Source organism: Pseudomonas sp. HPB0071 (genome assembly GCF_000478505.2).
In the GTDB taxonomy this organism is placed as follows: Bacteria; Pseudomonadota; Gammaproteobacteria; order Pseudomonadales; family Pseudomonadaceae; genus Chryseomonas; species Chryseomonas luteola.
Genome location: NZ_KI517367.1, coordinates 1,105,461 through 1,128,147, shown reverse-complemented (window position 1 = coordinate 1,128,147; position 22,687 = coordinate 1,105,461). Strand labels below are relative to the sequence as shown.

The window sequence follows — 22,687 nt, the reverse complement described above, 5'->3', positions numbered from 1 at the left end:
CCGTGCTTCGAGCGGCCCCTAAGGAGTTCGACATGAGTCAAGAAACAGTCATCGGCCATTACATTAATGGTCAGGTCCAGGAAGCGGGCACCGAGCGTTACAGCGATGTGTTCAATCCGGCGTTGGGGCAAGTGAAGGCCCGTGTGGCCCTGGCGACCACCCAAACGGTGAATGAAGCTGTCGCAGCCGCCAAGGCCGCGTTTCCGGCCTGGTCCGAACAATCGGCTCTGCGCCGTTCGCGCATCCTGTTCAAGTTCAAGGAGCTGTTGGACAAGCACCACAAGGAGCTGGCGCAGCTCATTACGTCTGAACATGGCAAGGTCCTGTCCGATGCCATGGGGGAAGTCACCCGTGGCATCGAGGTTGTCGAGTTTGCCTGCGGTGCGCCCCATCTGATGAAGACAGCGTTCACCGACAACATCGGTGGTGGCATCGACAACTACAACATGCGTCAGGCGCTAGGCGTTTGTGCCGGGATCACGCCGTTCAACTTCCCGGTCATGGTGCCGCTGTGGATGATCCCTATGGCACTGGCCACCGGCAATACCTTTATTCTCAAGCCTTCCGAGCGCGATCCTTCCGCCAGCCTGCTCATGGCGGATCTGCTCAAGCAGGCCGGTTTGCCCGATGGTGTGTTCAATGTGGTACAGGGTGACAAGGAAGCCGTAGACGCCTTGCTGCAACACCCGGATGTCGAAGCCATCTCCTTCGTGGGTTCTACACCCATCGCCGAATACATCTACCAGGAAGGGACCCGCCGCGGTAAGCGCGTTCAGGCCCTGGGTGGCGCGAAGAATCACATGATCGTCATGCCGGATGCTGATCTGGATCAGGCGGCCGATGCCTTGATCGGTGCCGGTTATGGCTCCGCCGGTGAGCGCTGCATGGCGATTTCCATCGCCGTGGCCGTAGGCGATGTGGGCGACAAGCTGATCGAAAAGCTTTTGCCCCGCATCGACAACCTACGTGTCCGCAACGGCATGGAAGGCGACGCCGACATGGGCCCGCTGGTGACCGCTCAGCACAAGGCCAAGGTCGAGGGCTACATCACCAAAGGCGTTGAAGAGGGCGCGCAACTGATCGTTGACGGTCGCAACTTCAAGGTGCCGAGTGCCGAGAATGGCTTCTTCGTTGGTGCAACGCTGTTCGATCAGGTCAAGCCCGAGATGACCATCTACAAGGACGAAATCTTCGGCCCGGTGTTGGGCATCGTGCGCGTGCCGGACTTTGCCTCGGCCGTGGAGTTGATCAACGCCCATGAGTTTGGCAATGGCGTGTCCTGCTTTACCACCGACGGTGGCGTGGCCCGCGCGTTTGCCCGCTCCATCCAGGTGGGTATGGTCGGTATCAACGTACCGATTCCTGTTCCCATGGCCTGGCATTCCTTTGGTGGCTGGAAGCGCTCTCTGTTTGGCGACCACCACGCCTATGGCGAGGAAGGTATCCGCTTCTATACCCGTTACAAGAGCGTCATGCAGCGCTGGCCCGACAGCATCGCCAAGGGTGCCGAGTTCAGCATGCCGACCGCTAAATAACCCATACCCTAAACCAGCACTGCGTTTATCGAATCCTGGAGAACAACAAGATGAGCCAGCCCTTACGTTTTGCCCTTAACCGCATGGTTGCCCCACGCCTGCCGCTGGAAGAGTTCATCTCGCTTGCTATCACGCTTAACGCGGATGCCATTGAGATCCGCAACGACCTTAAAGGCATCGAAATAGAGGATGGCACTCCCGCTTCACGCGTACGTCAGCTGTGCCAGGAGAAGGGCATCCGTGTGCTGTCGATCAATGCGCTGTATCCCTTCGATGTGTGGAATGACGAGCGTCGTGCCCAGACGTTAAAGCTGGCAGCCTACGCCCGCGACTGTGGTGCCGAGGGTCTGGTGATGTGTCCGCTCAATGATCCCAAGGATCCACGCAGCGAAGCCGAACGCGCTCGTGATCTGCGTACGGCGCTGACCGAACTGGCGCCTATCCTGCGTGAGCACGGCATCCTGGGCTTTGTGGAGCCGCTGGGCTTTGAGGAATGCTCGCTGCGCCGCAAGCGCGATGCCGTAGACGCTATCAATGCGGTTGGTGGGCGTGACGTGTTCCGTATCGTGCATGACACCTTCCATCACCATCTGGCAGGCGAGCAGGAGTTCTTCCCTGAAATGACCGGTCTGGTACACATCTCGGGTGTGGAAGACGGTGCGTTGCCCTTGAATACCATCCGCGATGGCCACCGCGTACTGGTGGGCGAGGCCGACATCCTGGGCAATGCCGCACAGGTCCGTGAGCTGCTCAAGCTGGGCTATAACGGCCACCTGTCGTTCGAGCCGTTCGCCGAAAGCGTCCATGCGCTGACGGATATCCAGCCGTCATTGCTAGCCAGCATGCAGCATCTGAAAGCACGTGTAGACGCTGCCAAAGGGCAGGCGGCCTAAGCAGAGACAGTACTTATAACAAAGGGCAAGGCAGGGCGGCACATGTCGCCCTGTACTCGACCCCAGGCGTGGAATTGAAAGGGTGACAACATGAGTACAACACGACTGACCATGGCCCAGGCGCTGGTGAAGTTTCTCGATAACCAGTACGTGAGCGTCGATGGGGTTGAAACCAAGTTCGTCAAAGGCATCTTTACCATCTTTGGGCACGGCAACGTGCTGGGGCTTGGACAAGCACTGGAACAGGACCCGGGTGAGCTCATCGTCCATCAGGGCCGCAATGAGCAAGGAATGGTTCATGCCGCCGTGGGCTTTGCCAAGCAGAAGCTGCGTCGCCAGATTTATGCCTGCACCTCATCGGTCGGCCCAGGGGCGGCCAACATGATCACCGCGGCAGCCACTGCAACAGCCAACCGGATTCCAGTACTGCTCCTGCCGGGGGACGTCTACGCCAGCCGTCAGCCTGATCCGGTGCTACAGCAGATCGAACAGTCCCACGATCTCTCCATCAGCACAAACGATGCGTTCCGGGCCGTCAGTAAGTACTGGGATCGCATCACCCGTCCCGAGCAATTGATGACTGCTGCCATCAATGCCATGCGCGTGCTGACCGACCCGGCCGAAACCGGGGCTGTTACCCTGGCCCTGCCGCAGGACGTACAAGGCGAGGCCTACGATTACCCGGATTACTTTTTCCAGAAGCGCGTGCACCGTATCGACCGCCGCCCAGCCACTGAGGCCATGCTGGACGATGCCGTGGCGCTGCTCAAGAGCAAGCGCAAGCCGCTGCTGATTTGTGGCGGTGGGGTCAAGTACTCCGGCGCAGCCGAAGCCCTACAGCGCTTTGCCGAGCGCTTCGAAATTCCGTTCGCCGAGACCCAGGCGGGCAAGAGCGCCATCGTCTCGGCCCATGAATTGAACGTGGGGGGAATCGGCGAGACGGGTTGCCTGGCAGCGAATATGCTGGCCAAGGAAGCCGACCTGGTCATTGGCGTCGGCACGCGTTACACCGATTTCACCACCTCGTCCAAGTGGATTTTCCAGAACCCGGACGTCCAGTTTATCAACCTCAACGCCAGTGCCTTCGATGCTTACAAACTCGATGCCGTGCAGGTCGTTGCGGATGCGAAGGTAGGGCTGGAAGCGCTAGGCGAAGCCTTGGGTCGTACCGGCTACAAGGCGCAATGGGACGATGCACCGCAGCAGGCCCGCGCTAAGCTCAAGGAGGAAATCGACCGTGTCTATAGCGTTGAATACGGCACTGAAAACTTTGTGCCGGAGATCGACGATCACCTGCCACGTGCCGTGCTCGAAGAGTTTGTCGAGCTGACCGGCTCCAGCCTGACCCAGAGCCGTGTGCTGGGTGCGCTGAACGAAACCCTGGCCAACGAAGACATCATTGTTGCCGCTGCCGGCAGCCTGCCGGGCGATCTACAGCGGGCCTGGCGCAGCAAAGGCACCAACACCTATCACCTGGAGTATGGCTACTCCTGCATGGGCTATGAAATCAACGCAGCCCTAGGCGTGAAGATGGCCGAGCCCGAACGCGAAGTCTATGCCCTGGTCGGCGATGGCTCCTACATGATGCTGCACTCCGAACTGGCAACGTCCATTCAGGAACGCCAGAAGATCAACGTGATCCTGTTGGACAACATGACGTTCGGCTGCATCAACAACCTGCAGATGGAGCACGGCATGGACAGCTTTGGTACCGAGTTCCGCTATCGCAACCCAGAAACCGGCAAGCTCGATGGTGGTTTTGTCCCCGTGGATTTCGCTATGAGCGCCGCCGCCTATGGCTGCAAGACTTATCGTGTAAAAACGCTGGACGAACTGCATGCCGCGCTGGAAGACGCGCGTCGGCAGACGGTCTCCACGCTGATCGATATCAAGGTCCTGCCCAAGACCATGATTCACAAATACCTCTCCTGGTGGCGCGTCGGTGGTGCCGAAGTCTCCACCAGCGAGAAGGTCCAGGCAGTGTCACGCATGCTCAAGGAGAACACTGCCAAAGCACGACAGTATTGATTTGCAGAGCGGTGATGGGCTGAGTTCAGCGATGCCTATCACGCCCGGTATTACCCCAACGTTTTCGAACAAGAATTCCAAACGGAGAATGACCATGACACTGCGTATCGGCGTAATCGGAACAGGGGCTATTGGACAGGATCACATTCGTCGGTGCAGTCATGCACTGGTGGGCAGTACAGTCGTGGCGGTCAACGACATCAATCAGGAGCAGGCCGCCAAGGTCGTCCAGCAGCAGGGCATTGAAGCCGAGGTTTATGCCAGCGGCCACGACCTGATCAATGCACCGGAAGTGGACGCCATTCTGGTTACCTCCTGGGGGCCAAGTCATGAAGAGTTCGTGCTGTCGGCCATCTCGGCCGGCAAGCCGGTCTTCTGCGAAAAACCGCTGGCCGTCACGGCAGAGGGCTGCAAGAAAATCGTCGAGGCTGAGATGGAGCATGGCAAGCGGCTGGTGCAGGTCGGTTTCATGCGTCCTTACGATCAAGGTTATCGCGCGCTCAAGGCCGTGATCGACAGCGACAAGATCGGTGAGCCGCTGATGATTCACGCGGCGCACCGCAACCCGACGGTAGGCGAGTCCTATACCACCGAGATGGCCATCGTCGACACGCTGATCCACGAGATTAATGTCTTGAGCTGGCTGCTGGACGATCAGTATGTGTCAGCCCAGGTCATTTATCCCCGCAAGACGTCCCAGGCATTTGCTCATCTGAAGGACCCACAGATTGTCCTGCTGGAAACTGCCAAGGGCACCCGTATCGACGTGGAAGTCTTTGTCAATTGCCAGTACGGCTACGACATCCAGTGCGAAGTCGTCGGCGAGCGTGGCATTGCCAAGCTGCCGGAGCCTGCTTCCGTTCAGTTGCGCAGCGGTGCCAAGTTGTCCACTGAAATCCTCATGGATTGGAAACAGCGTTTCATCGATGCCTACGACGTGGAGCTGCAGGCGTTCATTGACGGTATCAAGGCGGGCAAGATCACCGGTCCATCCTCATGGGATGGTTACACCGCCGCCGTGACCGCCGATGCCTGCGTGGCTGCCCAGCGCAGCGGCGCCATTGAGCCGATCCGCCTGCCACAGCGTCCTGCGTTCTATGAATAAGCCGTCACTATAACCAATAAACAGGCCTCTTCCTGAGGGAGAGGCCGCCAGAGGAGCACAGATCATGCGTATTTGTCTGGACCCAAACATGTATCGCTTTCTGCCTATTCCCAAGATGGTAGATAAAGTAGCGGAGCTGGGTTACGAATACATCGAGCTGTCCCCGCGGGACGATTTCCTGCCGTTCTACAAGTACCCACGCGTCGACAAGGCTCGGATCCGTGAATTCAGAAAGGCACTGAGCGATACCGGTGTAAAGCTGTCCTCGCTGCTACCGGTCTATCATTGGGCCGCACCGGATGAGGAGCTGCGCAAGGCAGCGGTTCGTAACTGGAAGCGCGCTATCGAGATCTCCGTGGAAATGGACTGCGATCTCATGAACACCGAATTCAGTGGTCAGTCGGACCAGCCGCTGGTGTGCGAAAACCAGTTCATGAAGTCCATGGAAGAACTCCTGCCAATCTTCGAACGCGAAGGCATCAAGCTCGACATCCAGGCGCATCCCTATGACTTCAGCGAGCGCAACAACGAGTCGGTCGACCTGATCCGTGGCCTCGACAAAGACTTCGTGAACTACCTGTACGCTGCGCCACACACTTTTTTCTACGATGACGGCAAGGGCGATATTGCCTCGATGCTGCACTACGCGGGCGATAAGCTGACCCATGTGATCATTGCCGACACCTGGAACCATCGAGCTTCGTCGGGCCTTCGTTATATCGTCAATCCGCCGGGCGTAAACGCTACGGTTCACCAGCATCTGGATATCGGTCAGGGCGAGGTGGACTGGGAGGCATTCTTCTCCACGCTGCGAGAGATGAAGTTCGACGGTATCGCCACCGTGGCGGTGTTTGGCTTCGAAGATCGAGCTGATGAATCGAGCCGCTTCATGCTGGAGCGGGTCAAGCGGGAGCTTGGCTAATCCATCTCTTTCGACCGGGAGCTGTTTACGGGCTCCCGGCTTGCGCAGCCGTCATGCAAGACGGCTATTTCCCCTACTAAAAAAGGACCCTGACGCGCTTCGTTGTCGGACACAGGGTAGGCCTGTTATTGCTTGGAGGTTTTATGCGTGTTGGTTTGGTGGGTTATGGTAAGGGCGGACGGTTTTTCCATGCGCCCCTGATCACGTCAGTGTCACCTATCGCCCTGGTGGGTGTCGTGATACGTTCATCTGAGCGCCGCGCCGAATTGCAACAGGATTATCCCGGCGTACCCGCCTACGAAACGCTAGCCGAGCTGATCGATGCCGGTGTTGATGCTGTGGTAATTTCCACGCCGCCCGAAATCCGGGAAGGCATGATTCTGGAGGCTGTCTCCAGAGGCGTTCCCGTCGTCAGCGACAAGCCGTTTGCCCTGGGCGAATCGCGTGCTCAACTACTGATCTCAGCCGCCCGCGAAGCTGGCGTACCACTCACGGTTTACATGAACCGCCGTTGGGACTCGGACATCCGTACCGCTCGCCGGATGATTACGTCAGGCAAGTTGGGAGAAGTCCTTACATTCGAATCGCGTGTGGAAACCTTTGTATCCGGCACTCGGGGTAACGCCAGTGGTGGAGGTTTATTGCGGGATCTGGGCAGTCATCTGGTCGATCAGGCGCTCTGGCTGTTCGGATCGGTACGCTCGGTCTATGCCGAGGTCCGTTTCATGGATGAGCAGCAGCAACTCGATGAGGACTTCTTCCTGTCGCTTACCCATCAAAACGGTGTCATCTCACGTCTCTGGGGCAGTACGATTCAGCACAATCCAGGGCCTCGACTCAAGGTTAACGGCACCGAAGGCTGCTATCGGATCGAGTGCCTGGATGGGCAGGATCAGGCACTCCTGGCGGGACGTTCACCCAAGACCGAGCGGGACCGCTGGGGCGTTGAGGACCACCTGCGCTGGGGCTGGATGCAGCATGGCGAAGAGCGTGAGCTGGTGCCCTCCGAGCGGGGCCGCTGGGACCTCTTCTATGAGCACCTGGCAGCTGCCCTGAGCGGAAAAGGCGAACTGCCTGTTTCGTTGGAAGACGCCCTGGAAACCACACGCATCCTTGATGCCGCCCGCCGCAGTGCTCAGCAGGGTCAGGTTATTACGCTGGGCTGATCATCTCGTTCTCATCCTTATAGAAGCCTGGAGCCGAGAATTGCTTCCCGGCTTTACAACGCCTGCAAACTGCCATTTTCTGCCACTGTTACGATAAACAAAGATAATTCTATATGCTGTTGCTTTGGAAATTAAATTCCAATACAGTTTGAATCAGATTGACGATTTCACGACCCATACAGGGCTTGTACGGGCAGGCCGATAAAAACAAAAAGGTGCCGTCGATGAACGATAATCCTCTCTGCGCTCAAGCGGCCTTTCTGGCCGCGCCGCCTCGCTTTTCCTACCCGGTCTTTTACCTGACTGGTTCCTGCTGCCTTCTGGCTTGCCTGGGTAATCGCCAAGAATGACGCGTTCCTGTTCGTAAGAAAGGGGAGTCCCGCCCAGGGGCTCTGCTTGATCGTGATGCACTTCCACCCATAACACTCACAATATCTGGAGTCATTCATCATGCAGATGAGCAAACGAATCGCCGCCGTAGCCCTGTCGCTGTTCATGGCTACAACCACTATGGCAGCCGATATCAAGGTCGGGGTCAGCATGGCGCAGTTTGACGACAACTGGCTGACGTACCTGCGCGAGTCGATGGCCAGGAAAGCCAAGGATGAAGGCGTTCAGTTGCAATTCGAGGATGCCCGCAGCGATGTGGTCAAGCAGCTCAACCAGGTACAAAGCTTTGTAAGCCAGAAGGTCGACGCCATTATCGTCAACCCGGTCGATACTGCAGCTACCCGTAATATCACCGAGGCGGCGACGAAAGCCGGGATTCCGCTGGTGTATGTCAATCGCCGCCCTGATGAGGAAAACCTGCCAAAAGGCATGGTTACAGTGACATCCAACGACCTGGAAGCCGGACGCCTGCAGATGCAGTACCTGGCCGATAAAATGGGCGGTAAGGGGAATCTGGTCATCATGCTGGGCGATCTGGCCAACAACTCCACGCATAACCGCACCAAGGGGGTAAAGGAGGTTCTGGCCAAGTATCCCGAGATCAAAGTAGTAGAAGAGCAGACGGCCAATTACATGCGTGACAAGGGCATGGACCTGATGAGCAACTGGCTCCTGTCAGGTAAGGAGTTCGATGCGGTTTCGTCCAACAACGATGAAATGGCAATTGGCGCGGCCATGGCGCTACAGCAGGCCGGCAAGGCAAAGGGCTCGGTATTGATCGGAGGCGTTGACGGCACGCCGGATGGTCTGGCCGCGGTCAAGCGCGGCATGCTGGCAGCCTCTGTCTTCCAGGATGCCAAAGGGCAGGCTGATGGCGCTGTGGAAGCAGCCGTAAAGCTGGCAAAAAAGGAGCCGGTTGAGCAAAACGTTTGGATTCCCTATGAGCTGATCACGCCCGAGAATGTGGATTCGTTCCAGAGCCGCATCAAGCACTAACGCAACACTGTCTTTTGCGCCGCGTTCTGCGGCGCTACTCCCTCATTGATTCCAGTACGCACCATGGACTCGCTTTTGCTGCTGTGCATAGGGTGGGGCGGCGGCAACACCTTGGCAGTCCAGTACGGAGCCGGGTGTGGCGCTAGGGCCTATAGGACCGACGGATTATGACAAGGGCAGCGCCAGTTTCCGGGTGGTTGAGTTTTTCGACTGGCAGGCAACCCGGCGCTTTGGCAGCCAGTTCCAGATGATATATCCGTGTGACAAACGCCGTTTCGATGGCACATAGCAATGGTATTCCATTGGCAGGCGCACCGTGTATGGACTGACCGGGCAATGGGAGTTCGCCATGGAGATCGACCATGACCGGATCAATGTTGATGACGACCCCCGTACGCTGACCAAGCTGACCGTTGCGCCTATCTAATCGCCTAATGGCCCCACCTTTCGAAGGTCCGTCCTGAGGTGCATTTCTACGTGACCTATGCCGTCTGAAGCCGTGGTGCGCAACGGGCTGCTGATCCTCTGGCACCCGGCTCGGCATTATCGACCACAGGTGTCTTTGGCGCTGACCGGCACAGCGCTCATATAGGTGTTCAGCTGGAACGCTTATGGTAGAGCGGGTTATTTATACAATGAAAAATAAATTCGGAAATTACATTGTAATGGAAAATTTATTCTAGTAGATTCTGATCCAAGGTTGACGACTGTAATGCACCTCCTCCACAGGAGGCGTGCACACCAACAAGAACAAACAGGTACTGTCGATGAAACCCTCTCTTTCTTACAGGACGACTCCGAGCGGCCTACCAGCCGTAGACCGTCGCGTACTCGCTTCGAGCCTCAGCTTGCTCAGAACACATGTCCCGCCGTGCAACCAGCATGGTCCTTCGTCCTGCTCACGTCGCACTCCGAACAGAACCGTTCCGGCTCGGTGCTCTGCCGCGTCGGGGTTTGCCTTTTTCGATGGCGGCATGATGCTGGCGCACAGGGCTTAAGGAGTCACCATGAAGCGCTGTCTGGGTTTGCTGTTCTGCCTGCTTATCTCTCCGCTGGCTTGGTCCGATATGAAAATCGGTGTCGCGGTCGCACAGTACGATAACTACATCGCCTACCTTGTACAGGCCATGCAGGCGCGTGCCAAAGAGATACCCGGTGGCGCCTCCCTGCAACTTGAGGAGGCGGGTGGTGATGTAGTGCGTCAGCTAGGGCAGGTTGAAAACTTCATCAGCCAGAAAGTTGATGCCATCATCGTCAACCCGGCTGATACGGCCGCGACCCGCAAGATCACTGAGCGCGTTACCCAGGCGGGTATCCCGCTGGTTTATCTCAACAGCCGCCCTGAAGTAGACAGTTTCCCGGCAGGTGTCGTGTTTGTAGGCACGGATGAGCGTCGCATCGGCCAGATGCAAATGGAGTATCTCGCTGAAAAGATGGGCGGCAAGGGAAACCTCGCCATCATCCTTGGCCGACTGGCCCATGACGATACGCGCAAGCGCACGACTGGGGTGAAGGATGTTCTGGCTAAATATCCCGATATCAAAGTGGTAGAAGAGCAATCCGCCAACTGGGAACGTGACAAAGGCATGGATCTGATGAGCAATTGGCTCCTGTCCGGCAAGGCGATCGATGCTGTTGCGGCCAATAACGATGAGATGGGTATCGGTGCAGCCATGGCGCTGCGTCAGGCCGGTCGCAAGGACGTCATGGTAGGCGGTGTCGACGGCACGGCTGACGGCCTGGCTGCCATCAAGCGCGGACTGCTGAGTGTAACGGTGTACCGCGATACCGTCGGTATCGGGGCCGGCTCGGTAGATGCCGCTGTCCGCCTCGTCAACAAGGAAAACCTGCAAGGCGACATCTGGGTTCCGGTGCAGCTGGTTACCCCCGAGAACTATCAGCAATTCCAGAGTAAATAACGATCAGACGCCAGCGCCCTGCTTCAGCTGGCGCTCACGAACGTTCCGAGGAGAAGAATAAGATGCTCGGCTCAACTACTGCTGTAACGCCCTCAACCTACAAACAGATCCATTACGAAGCCGACCACATGGGTACGGAGTACCTGCTGGAAATCCTGAACGTCAGCAAAGGCTTTCCAGGCGTTGTGGCTCTATCCGATGTGCAGCTCCGTGTTCGTCCAGGCACTGTGTTGGCGCTGATGGGAGAAAACGGGGCGGGTAAATCCACCCTCATGAAGATCATTGCAGGAATTCATCAGCCCGACAGTGGCGAGATTCGCTTGCGTGGCAAGCCCGTGACGTTCGAAACGCCGCTGGCCGCCCTGCAGTCAGGCATCGCCATGATCCATCAGGAGCTCAACCTGATGCCCCACATGACCATTGCCGAAAACATCTGGTTGGGCCGTGAACCGCTCAATGCCCTGCACATGGTCGATCATGGTGCCATGCACCGTAATACCGAAGCGCTGCTGGCGCGCCTGCGGATTGATCTCGATCCTGAAGAGCCGGTCGGCAATCTCAGCATTGCTGGCCGGCAAATGGTCGAGATTGCCAAGGCGGTCTCCTACGACTCCGATATCCTCATCATGGACGAACCCACCTCAGCCATCACCGAAAAAGAAGTGGCTCACCTGTTCTCGATCATTGCTGACCTTAAGGCGCAGGGAAAGGGCATCATCTATATCACGCACAAGATGGATGAAGTTTTCCAGATTGCCGATGAGGTCGCGGTCTTCCGGGATGGTTCCTACATCGGCCTGCAGCGTGCGGAAAGCATGGATGGCGACAGCCTGATCTCTATGATGGTAGGCCGTGAGCTGACTCAGCTGTTTCCCGAACGTACCGCTCCGACCGACAAGGTCATGCTCTCGGTACGCAACCTGTCCCTGGACGGTCTCTTCAAAGACGTATCGTTCGACCTGCGTGCGGGTGAAATCCTTGGCATCGCCGGCCTTATGGGGTCGGGGCGCACCAACGTAGCCGAAACCCTGTTTGGTGTCACGCCAGCCACCAGCGGGGAAATCTACCTGGACGGTGAAAAAATCACCATGAGCGACCCCTGTCTGGCCATTCAGAAAGGACTGGCGCTCCTGACCGAGGACCGGAAGGACACCGGCATTTTTCCATGCCTGTCGGTTCTGGAGAATATGGAGGTCGCGGTCCTGCCCAATTACAGCGGTAGCGGTTTCGTCCAGCAAAAACCACTGCGCGACCTCTGCGAAGATATGTGCAGGAAGCTGCGCGTCAAGACGCCTTCGCTGGAGCAGTGCATTGCCAACCTGTCCGGCGGTAATCAGCAAAAAGCGTTGCTGGCACGGTGGCTGATGACCAACCCGCGTGTCCTCATTCTGGATGAGCCGACGCGAGGGGTCGACGTAGGTGCCAAGGCTGAGATCTACCGGCTGATCTCTCTGCTGGCCAGTGAAGGCATGGCCGTCATCATGATCTCGTCCGAACTGCCTGAAGTGCTTGGCATGAGCGATCGCATCCTGGTCATGCATGAAGGGGAGGTGACTGGCGTGCTCGACCGCGACGAGGCCACGCAAGAACGAATCATGCATCACGCATCCGGAATCAGAGCGATTCACTGAGTAGGGGCGGAGGTTTTCTCCGCATATCGATACGCATAGCGGCCTGGCAGTAGTCAGCGGGCACGTTCGCCTGGGCGAAAGCAGGAGAAGAGGAAATCACTATGAATGCTATCACTGAAAATAAAACAGCTGAGGTACCCAGGAAGACCAAGCGGCGTATTCCTACTGAAGTGGGTATTCTGCTCGTACTATTGGGTATTGGCCTGGTGTTCGAGCTTTTCGGCTGGGTCATGCGTGATCAGAGCTTTCTCATGAACTCCCAGCGCCTGGTGCTGATGATTCTCCAGGTTTCCATCATTGGTCTTCTGGCCATTGGCGTTACCCAGGTCATTATCACGACAGGAATCGATCTGTCTTCAGGCTCCGTGCTCGCGCTTTCTGCAATGGTTGCAGCCAGTCTGGCGCAAACGTCCGATTTTGGCCGAACGGTCTTCCCCTCATTGACTGACATGCCGGTTTGGGTGCCGATCATGGCCGGATTAGGCGTGGGACTGCTGGCCGGCGTCATTAACGGAAGCATTATTGCCGCTACCGGCATTCCTCCTTTCATCGCCACGCTGGGCATGATGGTGTCGGCCCGCGGTCTGGCGCGTTATTACACCGAAGGTCAGCCCATCAGCATGCTGTCCGACTCGTACACCGCCATTGGCAGCGGTGCCATGCCGGTCATCATCTTTCTGGTCGTGGCTGTCATCTTTCATATCGCCCTGCGGTATACCAAATACGGCAAGTACACCTATGCCATTGGCGGCAACATGCAGGCGGCTCGCATCTCGGGCATCAATGTCAAGCGCCATCTGATCATCGTCTATAGCATCGCTGGCCTTCTAGCAGGCCTCGCTGGTGTCGTTGCCTCGGCCCGAGCCGCTACAGGTCAGGCGGGGATGGGGATGTCCTACGAGCTGGATGCGATTGCTGCCGCCGTGATTGGCGGTACCAGCCTGGCGGGCGGCGTAGGACGTATTACCGGAACGGTCATCGGCGCCCTGATTCTGGGCGTCATGGCCAGCGGCTTTACCTTCCTCGGAGTCGATGCCTACATCCAGGACATCATCAAGGGCATCATCATTGTGTTGGCCGTTGTCATCGACCAGTACCGAAATAAGCGCAAGGCCAAGCGCTAAACGGCTTTCCACGTCTTGGCTCGTCGTTTCCAGGCGAGCCTTTTTTATTCTGCAATGTGTGCTCTGCAAGTCAGTTCCGGTCGCTGTTCGGAACCTTGATCGACCGGAAACTCTCCATTCATAAGAGACCTCAACGGTTATAAGGAGACTGCTTGATGAGTACCGCCGCCACGATTACTTTCGCACAGCTTTGCCCAGGAGACCGCTTCACCTTGCAGGATGATGATCGCCTGTTTACCAAACTGAGCAATACGAGTGCCCGAGAACACGGCACGCATTCCATCAACCTGAAGGAGGAAGGGTTCGGCTATCAGGACGATCCTGTCCAAGACCTCCCAGGTGAGACACCTGTTGAGTACGTTCCGGTTGGCGGTCCTTTGCGGGTTAGCGGTTGATCATGTAAGCGGCCTGCTTCCAATGTGCCCTTGTTCCAGCGGAGGTGCTGTTGCTGTCACGCTTCTGGGCAGGGGCGACATTATGTCCTAGTAAAAACGTCCTATTGACTTTTCAACACGCTACAATAGCGACCTCATGATTCGATGGCGTTATGACATCAGCTGTCATGACAATTCGCCTTCATACCAAATCCCGCACTAATTAAATCGATAACCGCGGAGCTTAACTATTCGCGGCGCCTTGCTGTTTCTAAAAAAGGCCCCGCTTTGCCTGGCCAGCGAATGGCCCTTTTGGAGAAGTAAATGCTAAAGGATTTTTTGCGTGTAGCCGTTTTGGGCGTCAGTCTTGTTAGTGCCTCTTGCTGGGCGGCCATTACCCCTGAAGAAGCGATGAACATGGCTGGCCTTCAGCGCACGCTGGGCCAACGCATGGCCAAGGATTACCTGATGATGGGGTCCGGTGTTCGCGTAGACGTTGCAGCCAAGCAGCTCAAGGACACCGTTACACTGTTCGACAACCATCACAAATTGCTTGTCGAGTTCGCACCGAATACTGAAATTCGCAGCAAACTCAGCGAGATAGAGAAGACTTGGCAGGAGTACAAGCAGCTGGTTCAGGCTAATCCTGATAAGGATCAGGCCGTCGCCATGCTGGGCGTCAGTGATCAGCTCCTGGATCAGTGCCAAAAGCTGACGGATCTCGTGGCAAAGAACAATGGCGGTGAGTCTTCCCGTCTGGTGAACCGTAGTGGTTGGAACCGAGTGCTAAGCCAGCGGATCGCCATGCTGTACATGGCCAAGAACTGGGGAGTGCAGGCGCCCGGGCTGGATGAGGCGTTTGACAAGTCCGTCGGTGAGTTCGATACCGTCATGACAGAACTCAATACTGCGGGCACGCCTAACCCTGAAATTGCCACTTCGCTGCGTAAAGCCGAAGCTCAGTGGAAATTCACCCGCACAGCGGTAGACCTTACCACTCCCGACAACTATGTCCCCACAGCAATGGCCTCCAGTGCCGATACGCTGTTCAAGCAGATGAACGAGCTGACACGGCTGTACGCGGGGCTCTCTGCCGGCAACTGACCGATACCTATGCTGAGGGCTATTCTGTCGTATCGGCAAAATGGTCCTTATTGCTTCGTCCTCCATTTTGCTCACGCTACCTTTATTTCTTCCTGAAAGATTAACGCAGCACTTCTGTAAAAGAGCTGAAGTGAGCTTGTCGTGATGGAGTCGTTATGGGCAACTGTGCCTGATCTGGAAAGAGCATTCGAGGCATTGGTAAGAGACTTTAAAGCAGTATTTGGCAAGCAGGAACGCCAAATCAAGTGACTGCTGTTGCCTTATGCAAGGTTAAGGCACAGTGGAAATTTATCACCATGGCTGCTGGTTTTTCCCAGCCTAACCAGTCCGTGCCTACTGCCATGGTTACCAGTACCGACCAGCTATACGACAAGGTCAACGACCTGACTCAGCTGCATGCGGCTTTGCCAGTCAACCAGTAGACGTAAGTTGCTGCTGTCTTGAGCGTGTGCAGGTAGAAGGGAAGGGGAGCGGACCTGCGTCGCAGGTCCGCTGAGCGGATCAGACGTTGAAGCGGAAGTGCATGACGTCGCCATCCTTGACGATATAGTCCTTACCTTCCAAGCGCCATTTGCCTGCTTCCTTTGCGCCATTTTCACCCTTGTACTGAATAAAGTCGTCATAGGCGACCACTTCGGCGCGGATGAAGCCTTTCTCAAAGTCAGTGTGAATCACGGCAGCTGCCTGTGGCGCGGTAGCACCTACCTTGACCGTCCAGGCACGAACTTCCTTCACTCCGGCAGTGAAATAGGTCTGTAAATTCAGCAGTTCATAGCCAGCGCGGATTACGCGGTTCAGACCGGGCTCTTCCAAGCCTAGCGACTCAAGGAACATATCCTTTTCCTCACCATCATCCAGCTCGGCAATTTCAGCTTCGATTTTGTTGCATACCGGAACAACAATTGCGCCTTCTTCGGCAGCAATGCCTTTGACGATATCCAGATGAGGATTGTTTTCGAATCCGTCTTCAGCCACGTTGGCGATATACATGACCGGCTTGCTGGTCAGCAGATGAAAGCCGCGTACCATGCGCTTCTGTTCGTCATCCATGTCCTTCAACAGGCTGCGCGCAGGCTTTCCTGCTTCGAAATGAGGAATCAGCTTTTCAAGAAGTGCTTTTTGAGCTACTGCCTCCTTATCGCCGCCCTTGGCGTTGCGAACCACTCGCTGCAATTGCTTCTCACAGCTTTCCAGGTCCGCAAAGATCAGCTCAAGGTCAATGACCTCAATGTCTCGCTTGGGGTCAACGGAGTTGGCTACGTGAATAACGTTTTCGTCTTCAAAGCAGCGAACCACATGAGCAATGGCATCAGTTTCGCGGATGTTGGCCAGGAACTTGTTTCCAAGGCCTTCGCCTTTGGATGCGCCTTCTACCAGACCGGCGATATCCACGAACTCCATGGTTGTAGGGATTACGCGCTCGGGCTTGACGATCTCGGCCAGTGCATTGAGTCGAGCATCAGGCATTGGCACTATGCCGCTGTTCGGCTCGATGGTGCAGAACGGAAAGTTTTCTGCAGCAATGCCGGACTTGGTGAGGGCGTTGAATAGAGTGGACTTGCCAACGTTGGGCAAGCCGACGATGCCACAGTTAAATCCCATGAAATTGTCCCTCGCGGAGTAGGTTAGGCCTTCTGGCTATGCAAGCGCTGCATGGCACGGGTCCAATCCCCGGCCAGAATGTCCGGCAGCACGCCGAGGGCAAAATCGATACTGGTATCCAGCAGCTCCTGTTCGGCACGTGGCGCGCGGCCCAATACGTAGCCGGAGACTAGACTGCTATGCCCCGGATGGCCAATGCCAAGCCGTAGGCGATGAAAACCGTTTTGGTTGCCCAATTGGGCAATGATATCGCGCAAGCCGTTATGACCACCGTGCCCGCCACCTTTTTTCAACTTGGCAACACCTGGCGGCATATCCAACTCATCGTGGGCGACCAGAATGGATTCCACAGGAATACGGTAAAAACCTGCAAGCGCCGCAACAGCTTGGCCGCTACGGTTCATGTAGGTCGTAGGAATCAAGAGGCGAACATCATGGCCGTCATGTGTAAATCGGCCCGTCAGGCCATGATACTTGCGATCAGCGACCAGATTGACATGATGTTGAGCAGCAAGACGTTCAACAAAAAGGGCCCCCGCATTATGCCGCGTCTGTTCGTATTCAGCGCCTGGATTACCCAAGCCAACGATCAGTTGTACGGCAGTCATAACGGGAGCCCTTCTTCCTAAGTTTGTCTATGAGGTTAAGGCAGCGACTATACAGACAGAGTAACCCTATCGAGAAGCGCATCAGGGCGATGCGCTCATAATAGTCTGCTGTAGAGGCGTTACCTTCTCCTCAACAAGCCTTAGGCAATGCCTTACTCAGCAGAACCTTCGCCTTCGCCCTCAGCCGGAGCCTGGACGCGGGACAGGTGGATGCTTGCTACTGGTAGGTCGCTGCCATGAGCCAGGGATACCAGCTCAACGCCAGCCGGCAGCTTCAGGTCGCTCATGTGAACAATCTGGTTCAGCTCGACCTTGGACATGTCGACTTCGATGAACTCAGGCAGGTCTTTTGGCAGGCAAGAGACTTCTACTTCGTTCACGTTGTGCGAAACTTCACCGCCGCCTTGCTTAACGCCAATGGCAGCTTCCTGATTGATGAAGTGCAGCGGAACGGTTGCGGTCAGCTTTTGGCCAGCCACTACACGCAGGAAGTCAGCATGCATAACGTAGCCCTTGGCAGGGTGACGCTGCAGTGCCTTGATCAGAACGCTTTCGTTCTGGCCGTCAACGTTCAGGTTGATTACGTGGCTGAAAGCAGCCTCGTTGTTCAACAGCTTGGCCAGATCCTTGCCTTCCAGCGTAACGGATACAGGCGCTTTTTCACCGCCGTAAATTACGGCAGGAACTTGTTCGGCATTACGACGCAGGCGGCGGCTCGCACCTTTCCCCAGGTCGGAACGCGCTTGGGCATTCAGAGTAAAGTCGACCATTTGTAGTCTCCTAAAAAAGACAATTGCCTGAGTCACTTGCGACCAGCGATCAGACCATTGACTAAAAAGCCCCGCATGATGCGGGGCCGTTATACCAACACCAGTTCTTAACGGAACATGGCGCTGATGGATTCCTCATTGCTGATACGACGCACAGCTTCGGCTACCACTGGAGCAATGTCCAACTGGCGGATACGAGTGCAGGCTTGCGCAGCAGCAGAAAGCGGAATGGTGTTGGTAACGACAAGCTCATCAAGAACGGAAGTGTTGATGTTCTCGATTGCGCGTCCGGAAAGCACGGGGTGCGTGCAATACGCCAATACCTTGGATGCACCATGCTCTTTCAGAGCCTTGGCGGCATGGCAAAGTGTACCGGCTGTATCAACCATGTCGTCGACTAGCACGCAGGTGCGGCCTTCGATGTCGCCAATGATATGCATCACTTCGGACTGGTTGGCTTTCGGACGGCGTTTGTCGATGATCGCAAGATCTACGCCCAGGCTTTTAGCCACGGCGCGTGCGCGAACAACACCACCAATGTCGGGAGAAACAATCATCAGGTTCTCGAAACGCTGGTCTTCGATATCGTCAACCAGAGCGGGGGAGCCATAGATGTTATCAACGGGAATGTCAAAGAAACCCTGAATCTGGTCGGCATGAAGATCGACAGTCAGAACTCGGTTGACACCGACAACGGTAAGCATGTCAGCCACTACTTTAGCGCTAATAGCAACGCGTGCGGAGCGCGGGCGGCGATCCTGACGTGCATAGCCGAAGTAGGGGATAACAGCAGTGATTCGGGTAGCTGAGGAACGACGGAAGGCATCAGCCATCACGACCAGTTCCATCAGATTATCGTTCGTAGGTGCACAGGTCGGCTGAATCAGGAAGACGTCCTTACCACGAACGTTTTCGTTGATCTCGACGCTGATTTCGCCATCGGAGAATTTACCGACGGAAACATCACCTAGAGGAATGTGCAGCTGACGCACAATGCGCCGTGCCAGATCGGGGTTAGCGTTCCCCGTAAAGACCATCATCTTGGACACGCTGCAGTACCTGCCGGCTGAGGGTGGACCTGATGAAAAGGAAATGGCAGGGGCGGCTGGATTCGAACCAACGCATGGCAGGATCAAAACCTGCTGCCTTACCGCTTGGCGACGCCCCTGTGACGTTTCAGATACAGTTGTATCTGTTTCTCAGAACAAACTTCCCAGTTTACGGTGCAACATTGAAGTGTTGCTTCCTTTAGCTACGAAGCTTGGCAGGGTAGCTGGAAGTTGGTCCGCAACTTTAACAGCTTCGGTCTGATTTGGGAACCCCCCAAATATACAACTACCAGTGCCGGTTAATCTAGCTGAAACAAATTTGTTTAGCAAGATCAAAGCGTTACGTATTTCTGGATAACGCTTTTCTACCACGCTCTGGCAATCGTTTCGACCGCCCCACTCGAGAACGAGGCGAACTTTACTGGGAGGCGTGTCACGTGTCAACAGGGGATCGTTAAAAATTTCTGCTGTACTTACAGACACTTGCGGAACAGCCACCAGATACCAGGGCTCTTCTATCTCTACCGGCGTCAGTCGCTCACCAATCCCTTCCGCCCAGGCTGCCTTGCCTCGCACGAATACCGGAACGTCCGCGCCAAGGGTAAGGCCAAGCTCTGCCAGTGCCTCTTCGCTGACGTTGAGCTTCCAGAGGTAATTCAGCCCGAGCAGGGTAGTCGCTGCATTCGAGCTGCCGCCTCCGATACCACCGCCCATGGGCAGCCGCTTATCCAGCCAGATATCCGCGCCGAGAGAGCAATGAGTTGTCTGTTGGAGAAGCCGAGCGGCACGAACGATCAGGTTGGAATCATGTTCAACACCGGGAAGGACGGTATGCAACCGGATCTGACCGTCATCACGCAGCGCAAACTTGAGCTCATCGGCATAGTCCACGAACTGAAACAGTGTCTGCAACTCGTGGTAGCCGTCGTCGCGCCGACCCAGGATATGAAGGAAAAGGTTCAGCTTGGCTGGGGCCGGTAAGGTCAACACGTCTTTCATTGGCCTAGCTGGCGTGGCTGCCAGTCCTTGATAACCAGTGTCACATCGAGGTCCTGACCTTTGATCTTCAAGCGCTCGGGCAGGCTATAGCCATTCTGTTCGGTGTAGCGGGTGTACTCCACGGTCCAGCCGTCCTGGAAGAGGCGGGACAGGTGACTGTCGCCGTCCAGTGTAAGTTGGCTGCGGCTGTCTGGAGCTGGAAGTCCACGCACCCACCAGAGCAAATGGGAAACGGGTAAGCGCCAGCCGAGCTGCTGCTCAAGAAGCGCCTCGGGGGAGTCTGCGTGGTAACGCCCCTGATTGGCTACCTCCAGCGTAACGTCGTCTGGGCGTCCCGTCAGACGGGCTGCGCCACGGCCTAGAGGTCCTGACAGGCGTATATCGAAATACCCTTGCCGCTGAAGCCAGAATAGGGTGCCACTGCCGGAATCATTGGGAGCACGGATACCCACCTTGCCGTTGATCTGCCAACCGTCCAGCGTCGTAATGCGTGCCTTGTGAGCCTTCCAGGCCGCGCTGTTGCCATGCCCTTCGACCGTTTCATGGGGCACTTGACCCGCGCACCCGGCCAGGAGTGCCAGAAATGCCATTATGAGGATAAAGCGGATATTGAGTTTCACAGTGTTTCTGAGCCTGTCAATCGTTTAAGCGTGCTACGTAGCACAGCGTTATCAGGGGACTGTTCAGCCGCCGCCGCCCATACCTTGCGTGCTTCCTGCTTCTTGCCTCGCGCCCAGAGAACTTCGCCCAGATGTGCGCCGATCTCGGTATCAGGGAAGCGCTGAAGGGCTTGGCGTAGATACTGCTCTGCAAGATCAAGCTTGCCCTGGCGGTAATTGATCCATCCCATGCTATCGAGGATAGCGGGATCATCAGGATTGATCTGATGAGCTTTCTCGATCAGCGTGCGTGCTTCGGCGTAGCGGGTCGTACGGTCGGCCAGGGTGTAGCCGAGCGCATTGAGCGCCATGGCATTGTCGGGATCCTGCTTGAGAATAAGGCGTAGATCCCTTTCCAATTGACCAAGGTCTCCGCGCTTCTCCGATACCATGGCACGGGTATAGAGTAAATTGAGGTCGTTTGGATACAGCTTGAGGCCCTGCTGAATGGTATTCCAGGCCGCCTCCGACTGATTGTTGTTGGTCAGGCTTTCGGCCTCGAGCAGGTAGAGCTGGACCGCATAGTCAGGCTGGCGTTGGCGAGAGGCTGCAAGAAGCGATTTGGCTTCTTCGAATCGCCCCTGACCCATCAGGATTTCAGCCTGACGCTGCTGGGCGGGTAGGTAGTCGCTACCCGGGCCGACCAATGCGTATTGGGTCAGCGCCTGTTCGGGATCATTCAATTCCTCGGCGACACGCCCCAGGTTGAAGTGGGCCGCGTCCACGTGGCTACCACGCTGGACCAGTTCTTCCAGATAGGTGCGTGCGTCAGTCCAGGCCTCGGCTTCCAGGCATACCAATGCCAGGGAAAAGCGAAGGTCGTCATCGTCGGGAAACTGTGCGACCAGGTCCGCAAACTCCTGCTTGGCCTGATCAAGCTTGTTTAGCTCAACCAGCAGGCGGGCATGAGCGAGGCGCAGACGTTTATCGTCCGGATGCTCCTTGATTCCATTTTCCAGCAGCGGAAGGGCTTCCTTGCTACGACCAAGACTCTGAAGCATGCGGGCTCTGAGCAGCAGCGGTGCCACTTCATGTCTGGCGGCAGGGTGATCTTCCAGTAACGTCAGCGCCTCGTCGACTCGTCCGTCCTGTTGAAGCAGCAATGCCTTACCGAACAGCAGTTGGCCGTTCTCGGGGTACTTGGCCTGAAGGCGGTCAAAGCTTTTGAGCAGGCCCGCGCGGGTGTCTGCGTCCGTCTCGGCTGCCGACAGGGCAAGAAAATCGAAATGGGTGTCGCCCTGGCCCTGCAGAACTTTCTCCATGTAGGTCATGGATTCGTCGTATTGGCCGGCACGTGCCAACATGATGGCAGCAGCGCGTTGGGCATCAAGGTTGTCTGGCGCGTTCTTCGCCCATATAACAGAGGTATCCAAGGCGGAACTGTCTGCACCCAGGTATTCTGCGATGCGAAACGCGCGTTCGGCTACGCCGGGATCCTGAGTGCTCTGGGCCTGTTCGACATAATTGGCCAATGCAATATCGAATCGATTGCGTTGCCCGGCCAGTTCTGCAACCAGCAGGTCATATAAGGTGTCTTCCCTGAAGGAGCCGTACTTTTCCGGCTGGGCTGGCGCAGCAGCAGGTGCAGCCTGTTCAGGTTTGGTTTGTTCAGAATTCGTGTGGCTGGCCAGGTTTTGGCAGCCACCCAATAGCAGCGCAGTGGTCAGCAGCGCGAGATATTTAGTCATGAGATCGAAACGGCCTCTCTGCATTCAGCCCATCATGCCACAAGGTATTAGGCAAGCACATGGGCCTGATAGTTGTCGTTCAATCGACGACGTAGGACAATTACCGGCTTTCCAAAAAACTTAGC

At 56.4% G+C, this 22,687-nt stretch carries 22 protein-coding genes and 1 tRNA gene; 15 read left to right on the top strand and 8 right to left on the bottom strand.

Translation table 11 applies throughout. From position 1 onward, the window contains the following. Window positions 1–32 precede the first annotated feature (32 nt). The 15 genes from HMPREF1487_RS05630 to HMPREF1487_RS27875 all read left to right on the top strand — a co-directional run bounded on the left by HMPREF1487_RS05630 (window position 33) and on the right by HMPREF1487_RS27875 (window position 15,609). Entirely contained in the window at window positions 33–1,535 is a 1,503-nt protein-coding gene (locus HMPREF1487_RS05630) for a CoA-acylating methylmalonate-semialdehyde dehydrogenase (protein ID WP_010795639.1), read from the top strand. Between the two features lie 50 nt (window positions 1,536–1,585). Beyond that, window positions 1,586–2,428 (top strand): TIM barrel protein, encoded by an 843-nt coding sequence (locus HMPREF1487_RS05625; protein ID WP_010795638.1) that lies wholly within the window; start codon window positions 1,586–1,588, stop codon window positions 2,426–2,428. 90 nt (window positions 2,429–2,518) lie between these two features. After that, a complete protein-coding gene (gene iolD, locus HMPREF1487_RS05620) occupies window positions 2,519–4,456 on the top strand; it encodes a 3D-(3,5/4)-trihydroxycyclohexane-1,2-dione acylhydrolase (decyclizing) (RefSeq protein WP_010795637.1) in 1,938 nt (645 codons plus the stop codon). 94 nt (window positions 4,457–4,550) lie between these two features. After that, a complete protein-coding gene (locus tag HMPREF1487_RS05615; protein ID WP_010795636.1) occupies window positions 4,551–5,561 on the top strand; it encodes a bifunctional inositol 2-dehydrogenase/D-chiro-inositol 1-dehydrogenase in 1,011 nt (336 codons plus the stop codon). Between the two features lie 64 nt (window positions 5,562–5,625). Continuing rightward, window positions 5,626–6,483: a sugar phosphate isomerase/epimerase family protein gene (locus tag HMPREF1487_RS05610; RefSeq protein WP_010795635.1), complete on the top strand. Its 858-nt coding sequence runs from the start codon at window positions 5,626–5,628 to the stop codon at window positions 6,481–6,483. Window positions 6,484–6,626: 143 nt separating this feature from the next. Beyond that, on the top strand, window positions 6,627–7,649 hold the full coding sequence (locus HMPREF1487_RS05605) for a Gfo/Idh/MocA family protein (RefSeq protein WP_010795634.1): 1,023 nt from the start codon (window positions 6,627–6,629) through the stop codon (window positions 7,647–7,649). A gap of 224 nt (window positions 7,650–7,873) precedes the next feature. After that, window positions 7,874–7,999, top strand: coding sequence for a hypothetical protein (locus HMPREF1487_RS27880; protein WP_019364843.1), 126 nt, complete (start codon window positions 7,874–7,876; stop codon window positions 7,997–7,999). Window positions 8,000–8,099: 100 nt separating this feature from the next. Further along, a complete protein-coding gene (locus tag HMPREF1487_RS05600; protein WP_010795633.1) occupies window positions 8,100–9,035 on the top strand; it encodes a sugar ABC transporter substrate-binding protein in 936 nt (311 codons plus the stop codon). 316 nt (window positions 9,036–9,351) lie between these two features. After that, the gene (locus HMPREF1487_RS28240) at window positions 9,352–9,462 is read left to right on the top strand and encodes a carbohydrate porin (RefSeq protein WP_139272275.1); all 111 of its coding nucleotides are present in this window, start codon (window positions 9,352–9,354) and stop codon (window positions 9,460–9,462) included. 580 nt (window positions 9,463–10,042) lie between these two features. Next, the gene (locus HMPREF1487_RS05590) at window positions 10,043–10,954 is read left to right on the top strand and encodes a sugar ABC transporter substrate-binding protein (protein ID WP_010795632.1); all 912 of its coding nucleotides are present in this window, start codon (window positions 10,043–10,045) and stop codon (window positions 10,952–10,954) included. Between the two features lie 128 nt (window positions 10,955–11,082). Beyond that, complete coding sequence (locus tag HMPREF1487_RS05585; RefSeq protein WP_051370209.1) at window positions 11,083–12,585, top strand: sugar ABC transporter ATP-binding protein; 1,503 nt, start codon at window positions 11,083–11,085, stop codon at window positions 12,583–12,585. Window positions 12,586–12,686: 101 nt separating this feature from the next. Continuing rightward, window positions 12,687–13,709 carry an ABC transporter permease gene (locus tag HMPREF1487_RS05580; RefSeq protein WP_010795630.1) on the top strand — a complete coding sequence of 341 codons (1,023 nt, stop codon included), beginning with the start codon at window positions 12,687–12,689 and terminating at the stop codon, window positions 13,707–13,709. A 155-nt stretch (window positions 13,710–13,864) separates the two neighbouring features. Then, the gene (locus tag HMPREF1487_RS05575) at window positions 13,865–14,104 is read left to right on the top strand and encodes a hypothetical protein (protein ID WP_010795629.1); all 240 of its coding nucleotides are present in this window, start codon (window positions 13,865–13,867) and stop codon (window positions 14,102–14,104) included. A 303-nt stretch (window positions 14,105–14,407) separates the two neighbouring features. Next, window positions 14,408–15,187 carry a type IV pili methyl-accepting chemotaxis transducer N-terminal domain-containing protein gene (locus tag HMPREF1487_RS05570; protein WP_010795628.1) on the top strand — a complete coding sequence of 260 codons (780 nt, stop codon included), beginning with the start codon at window positions 14,408–14,410 and terminating at the stop codon, window positions 15,185–15,187. Between the two features lie 296 nt (window positions 15,188–15,483). Further along, complete coding sequence (locus HMPREF1487_RS27875) at window positions 15,484–15,609, top strand: hypothetical protein (RefSeq protein ID WP_256205461.1); 126 nt, start codon at window positions 15,484–15,486, stop codon at window positions 15,607–15,609. A gap of 79 nt (window positions 15,610–15,688) precedes the next feature. Here HMPREF1487_RS27875 and ychF read toward each other — a convergent pair whose 3' ends face one another. The 8 genes from ychF to HMPREF1487_RS05530 all read right to left on the bottom strand — a co-directional run bounded on the left by ychF (window position 15,689) and on the right by HMPREF1487_RS05530 (window position 22,562). Next, complete coding sequence (gene ychF, locus HMPREF1487_RS05565) at window positions 15,689–16,789, bottom strand: redox-regulated ATPase YchF (protein ID WP_010795625.1); 1,101 nt, start codon at window positions 16,787–16,789, stop codon at window positions 15,689–15,691. Between the two features lie 23 nt (window positions 16,790–16,812). Next, window positions 16,813–17,397, bottom strand: a complete 585-nt coding sequence (gene pth / locus HMPREF1487_RS05560) for an aminoacyl-tRNA hydrolase (protein WP_010795624.1) — start codon at window positions 17,395–17,397, stop codon at window positions 16,813–16,815. Between the two features lie 152 nt (window positions 17,398–17,549). After that, window positions 17,550–18,167 carry a 50S ribosomal protein L25/general stress protein Ctc gene (locus tag HMPREF1487_RS05555; protein WP_010795623.1) on the bottom strand — a complete coding sequence of 206 codons (618 nt, stop codon included), beginning with the start codon at window positions 18,165–18,167 and terminating at the stop codon, window positions 17,550–17,552. 107 nt (window positions 18,168–18,274) lie between these two features. Then, window positions 18,275–19,216, bottom strand: a complete 942-nt coding sequence (locus HMPREF1487_RS05550; protein ID WP_019364854.1) for a ribose-phosphate pyrophosphokinase — start codon at window positions 19,214–19,216, stop codon at window positions 18,275–18,277. 44 nt (window positions 19,217–19,260) lie between these two features. Then, window positions 19,261–19,335 (bottom strand) — tRNA-Gln (locus HMPREF1487_RS05545). A gap of 31 nt (window positions 19,336–19,366) precedes the next feature. Further along, a complete protein-coding gene (gene ispE, locus HMPREF1487_RS05540; RefSeq protein WP_010795621.1) occupies window positions 19,367–20,215 on the bottom strand; it encodes a 4-(cytidine 5'-diphospho)-2-C-methyl-D-erythritol kinase in 849 nt (282 codons plus the stop codon). Next, window positions 20,212–20,835: a lipoprotein insertase outer membrane protein LolB gene (lolB, locus tag HMPREF1487_RS05535; protein ID WP_010795620.1), complete on the bottom strand. Its 624-nt coding sequence runs from the start codon at window positions 20,833–20,835 to the stop codon at window positions 20,212–20,214. The genes ispE and lolB overlap by 4 nt, the downstream gene beginning before the upstream one ends. Further along, window positions 20,832–22,562 carry a tetratricopeptide repeat protein gene (locus HMPREF1487_RS05530; RefSeq protein WP_037030477.1) on the bottom strand — a complete coding sequence of 577 codons (1,731 nt, stop codon included), beginning with the start codon at window positions 22,560–22,562 and terminating at the stop codon, window positions 20,832–20,834. The genes lolB and HMPREF1487_RS05530 overlap by 4 nt, the downstream gene beginning before the upstream one ends. Window positions 22,563–22,687 lie beyond the last annotated feature (125 nt).

Excerpts from the sequence above, each read along its gene's own strand:
- HMPREF1487_RS05630 (WP_010795639.1), top strand. The coding sequence starts at position 33 with ATGAGTCAAGAAACAGTCATCGGCCATTACATTAATGGTCAGGTCCAG.
- HMPREF1487_RS05625 (WP_010795638.1), top strand. The coding sequence starts at position 1,586 with ATGAGCCAGCCCTTACGTTTTGCCCTTAACCGCATGGTTGCCCCACGC.
- iolD (WP_010795637.1), top strand. The coding sequence starts at position 2,519 with ATGAGTACAACACGACTGACCATGGCCCAGGCGCTGGTGAAGTTTCTC.
- HMPREF1487_RS05615 (WP_010795636.1), top strand. The coding sequence starts at position 4,551 with ATGACACTGCGTATCGGCGTAATCGGAACAGGGGCTATTGGACAGGAT.
- HMPREF1487_RS05610 (WP_010795635.1), top strand. The coding sequence starts at position 5,626 with ATGCGTATTTGTCTGGACCCAAACATGTATCGCTTTCTGCCTATTCCC.
- HMPREF1487_RS05605 (WP_010795634.1), top strand. The coding sequence starts at position 6,627 with ATGCGTGTTGGTTTGGTGGGTTATGGTAAGGGCGGACGGTTTTTCCAT.
- HMPREF1487_RS27880 (WP_019364843.1), top strand. The coding sequence starts at position 7,874 with ATGAACGATAATCCTCTCTGCGCTCAAGCGGCCTTTCTGGCCGCGCCG.
- HMPREF1487_RS05600 (WP_010795633.1), top strand. The coding sequence starts at position 8,100 with ATGCAGATGAGCAAACGAATCGCCGCCGTAGCCCTGTCGCTGTTCATG.
- HMPREF1487_RS05590 (WP_010795632.1), top strand. The coding sequence starts at position 10,043 with ATGAAGCGCTGTCTGGGTTTGCTGTTCTGCCTGCTTATCTCTCCGCTG.
- HMPREF1487_RS05585 (WP_051370209.1), top strand. The coding sequence starts at position 11,083 with ATGGGTACGGAGTACCTGCTGGAAATCCTGAACGTCAGCAAAGGCTTT.
- HMPREF1487_RS05580 (WP_010795630.1), top strand. The coding sequence starts at position 12,687 with ATGAATGCTATCACTGAAAATAAAACAGCTGAGGTACCCAGGAAGACC.
- HMPREF1487_RS05575 (WP_010795629.1), top strand. The coding sequence starts at position 13,865 with ATGAGTACCGCCGCCACGATTACTTTCGCACAGCTTTGCCCAGGAGAC.
- HMPREF1487_RS05570 (WP_010795628.1), top strand. The coding sequence starts at position 14,408 with ATGCTAAAGGATTTTTTGCGTGTAGCCGTTTTGGGCGTCAGTCTTGTT.
- HMPREF1487_RS27875 (WP_256205461.1), top strand. The coding sequence starts at position 15,484 with ATGGCTGCTGGTTTTTCCCAGCCTAACCAGTCCGTGCCTACTGCCATG.
- ychF (WP_010795625.1), bottom strand. The coding sequence starts at position 16,789 with ATGGGATTTAACTGTGGCATCGTCGGCTTGCCCAACGTTGGCAAGTCC.
- pth (WP_010795624.1), bottom strand. The coding sequence starts at position 17,397 with ATGACTGCCGTACAACTGATCGTTGGCTTGGGTAATCCAGGCGCTGAA.
- HMPREF1487_RS05555 (WP_010795623.1), bottom strand. The coding sequence starts at position 18,167 with ATGGTCGACTTTACTCTGAATGCCCAAGCGCGTTCCGACCTGGGGAAA.
- ispE (WP_010795621.1), bottom strand. The coding sequence starts at position 20,215 with ATGAAAGACGTGTTGACCTTACCGGCCCCAGCCAAGCTGAACCTTTTC.
- HMPREF1487_RS05530 (WP_037030477.1), bottom strand. The coding sequence starts at position 22,562 with ATGACTAAATATCTCGCGCTGCTGACCACTGCGCTGCTATTGGGTGGC.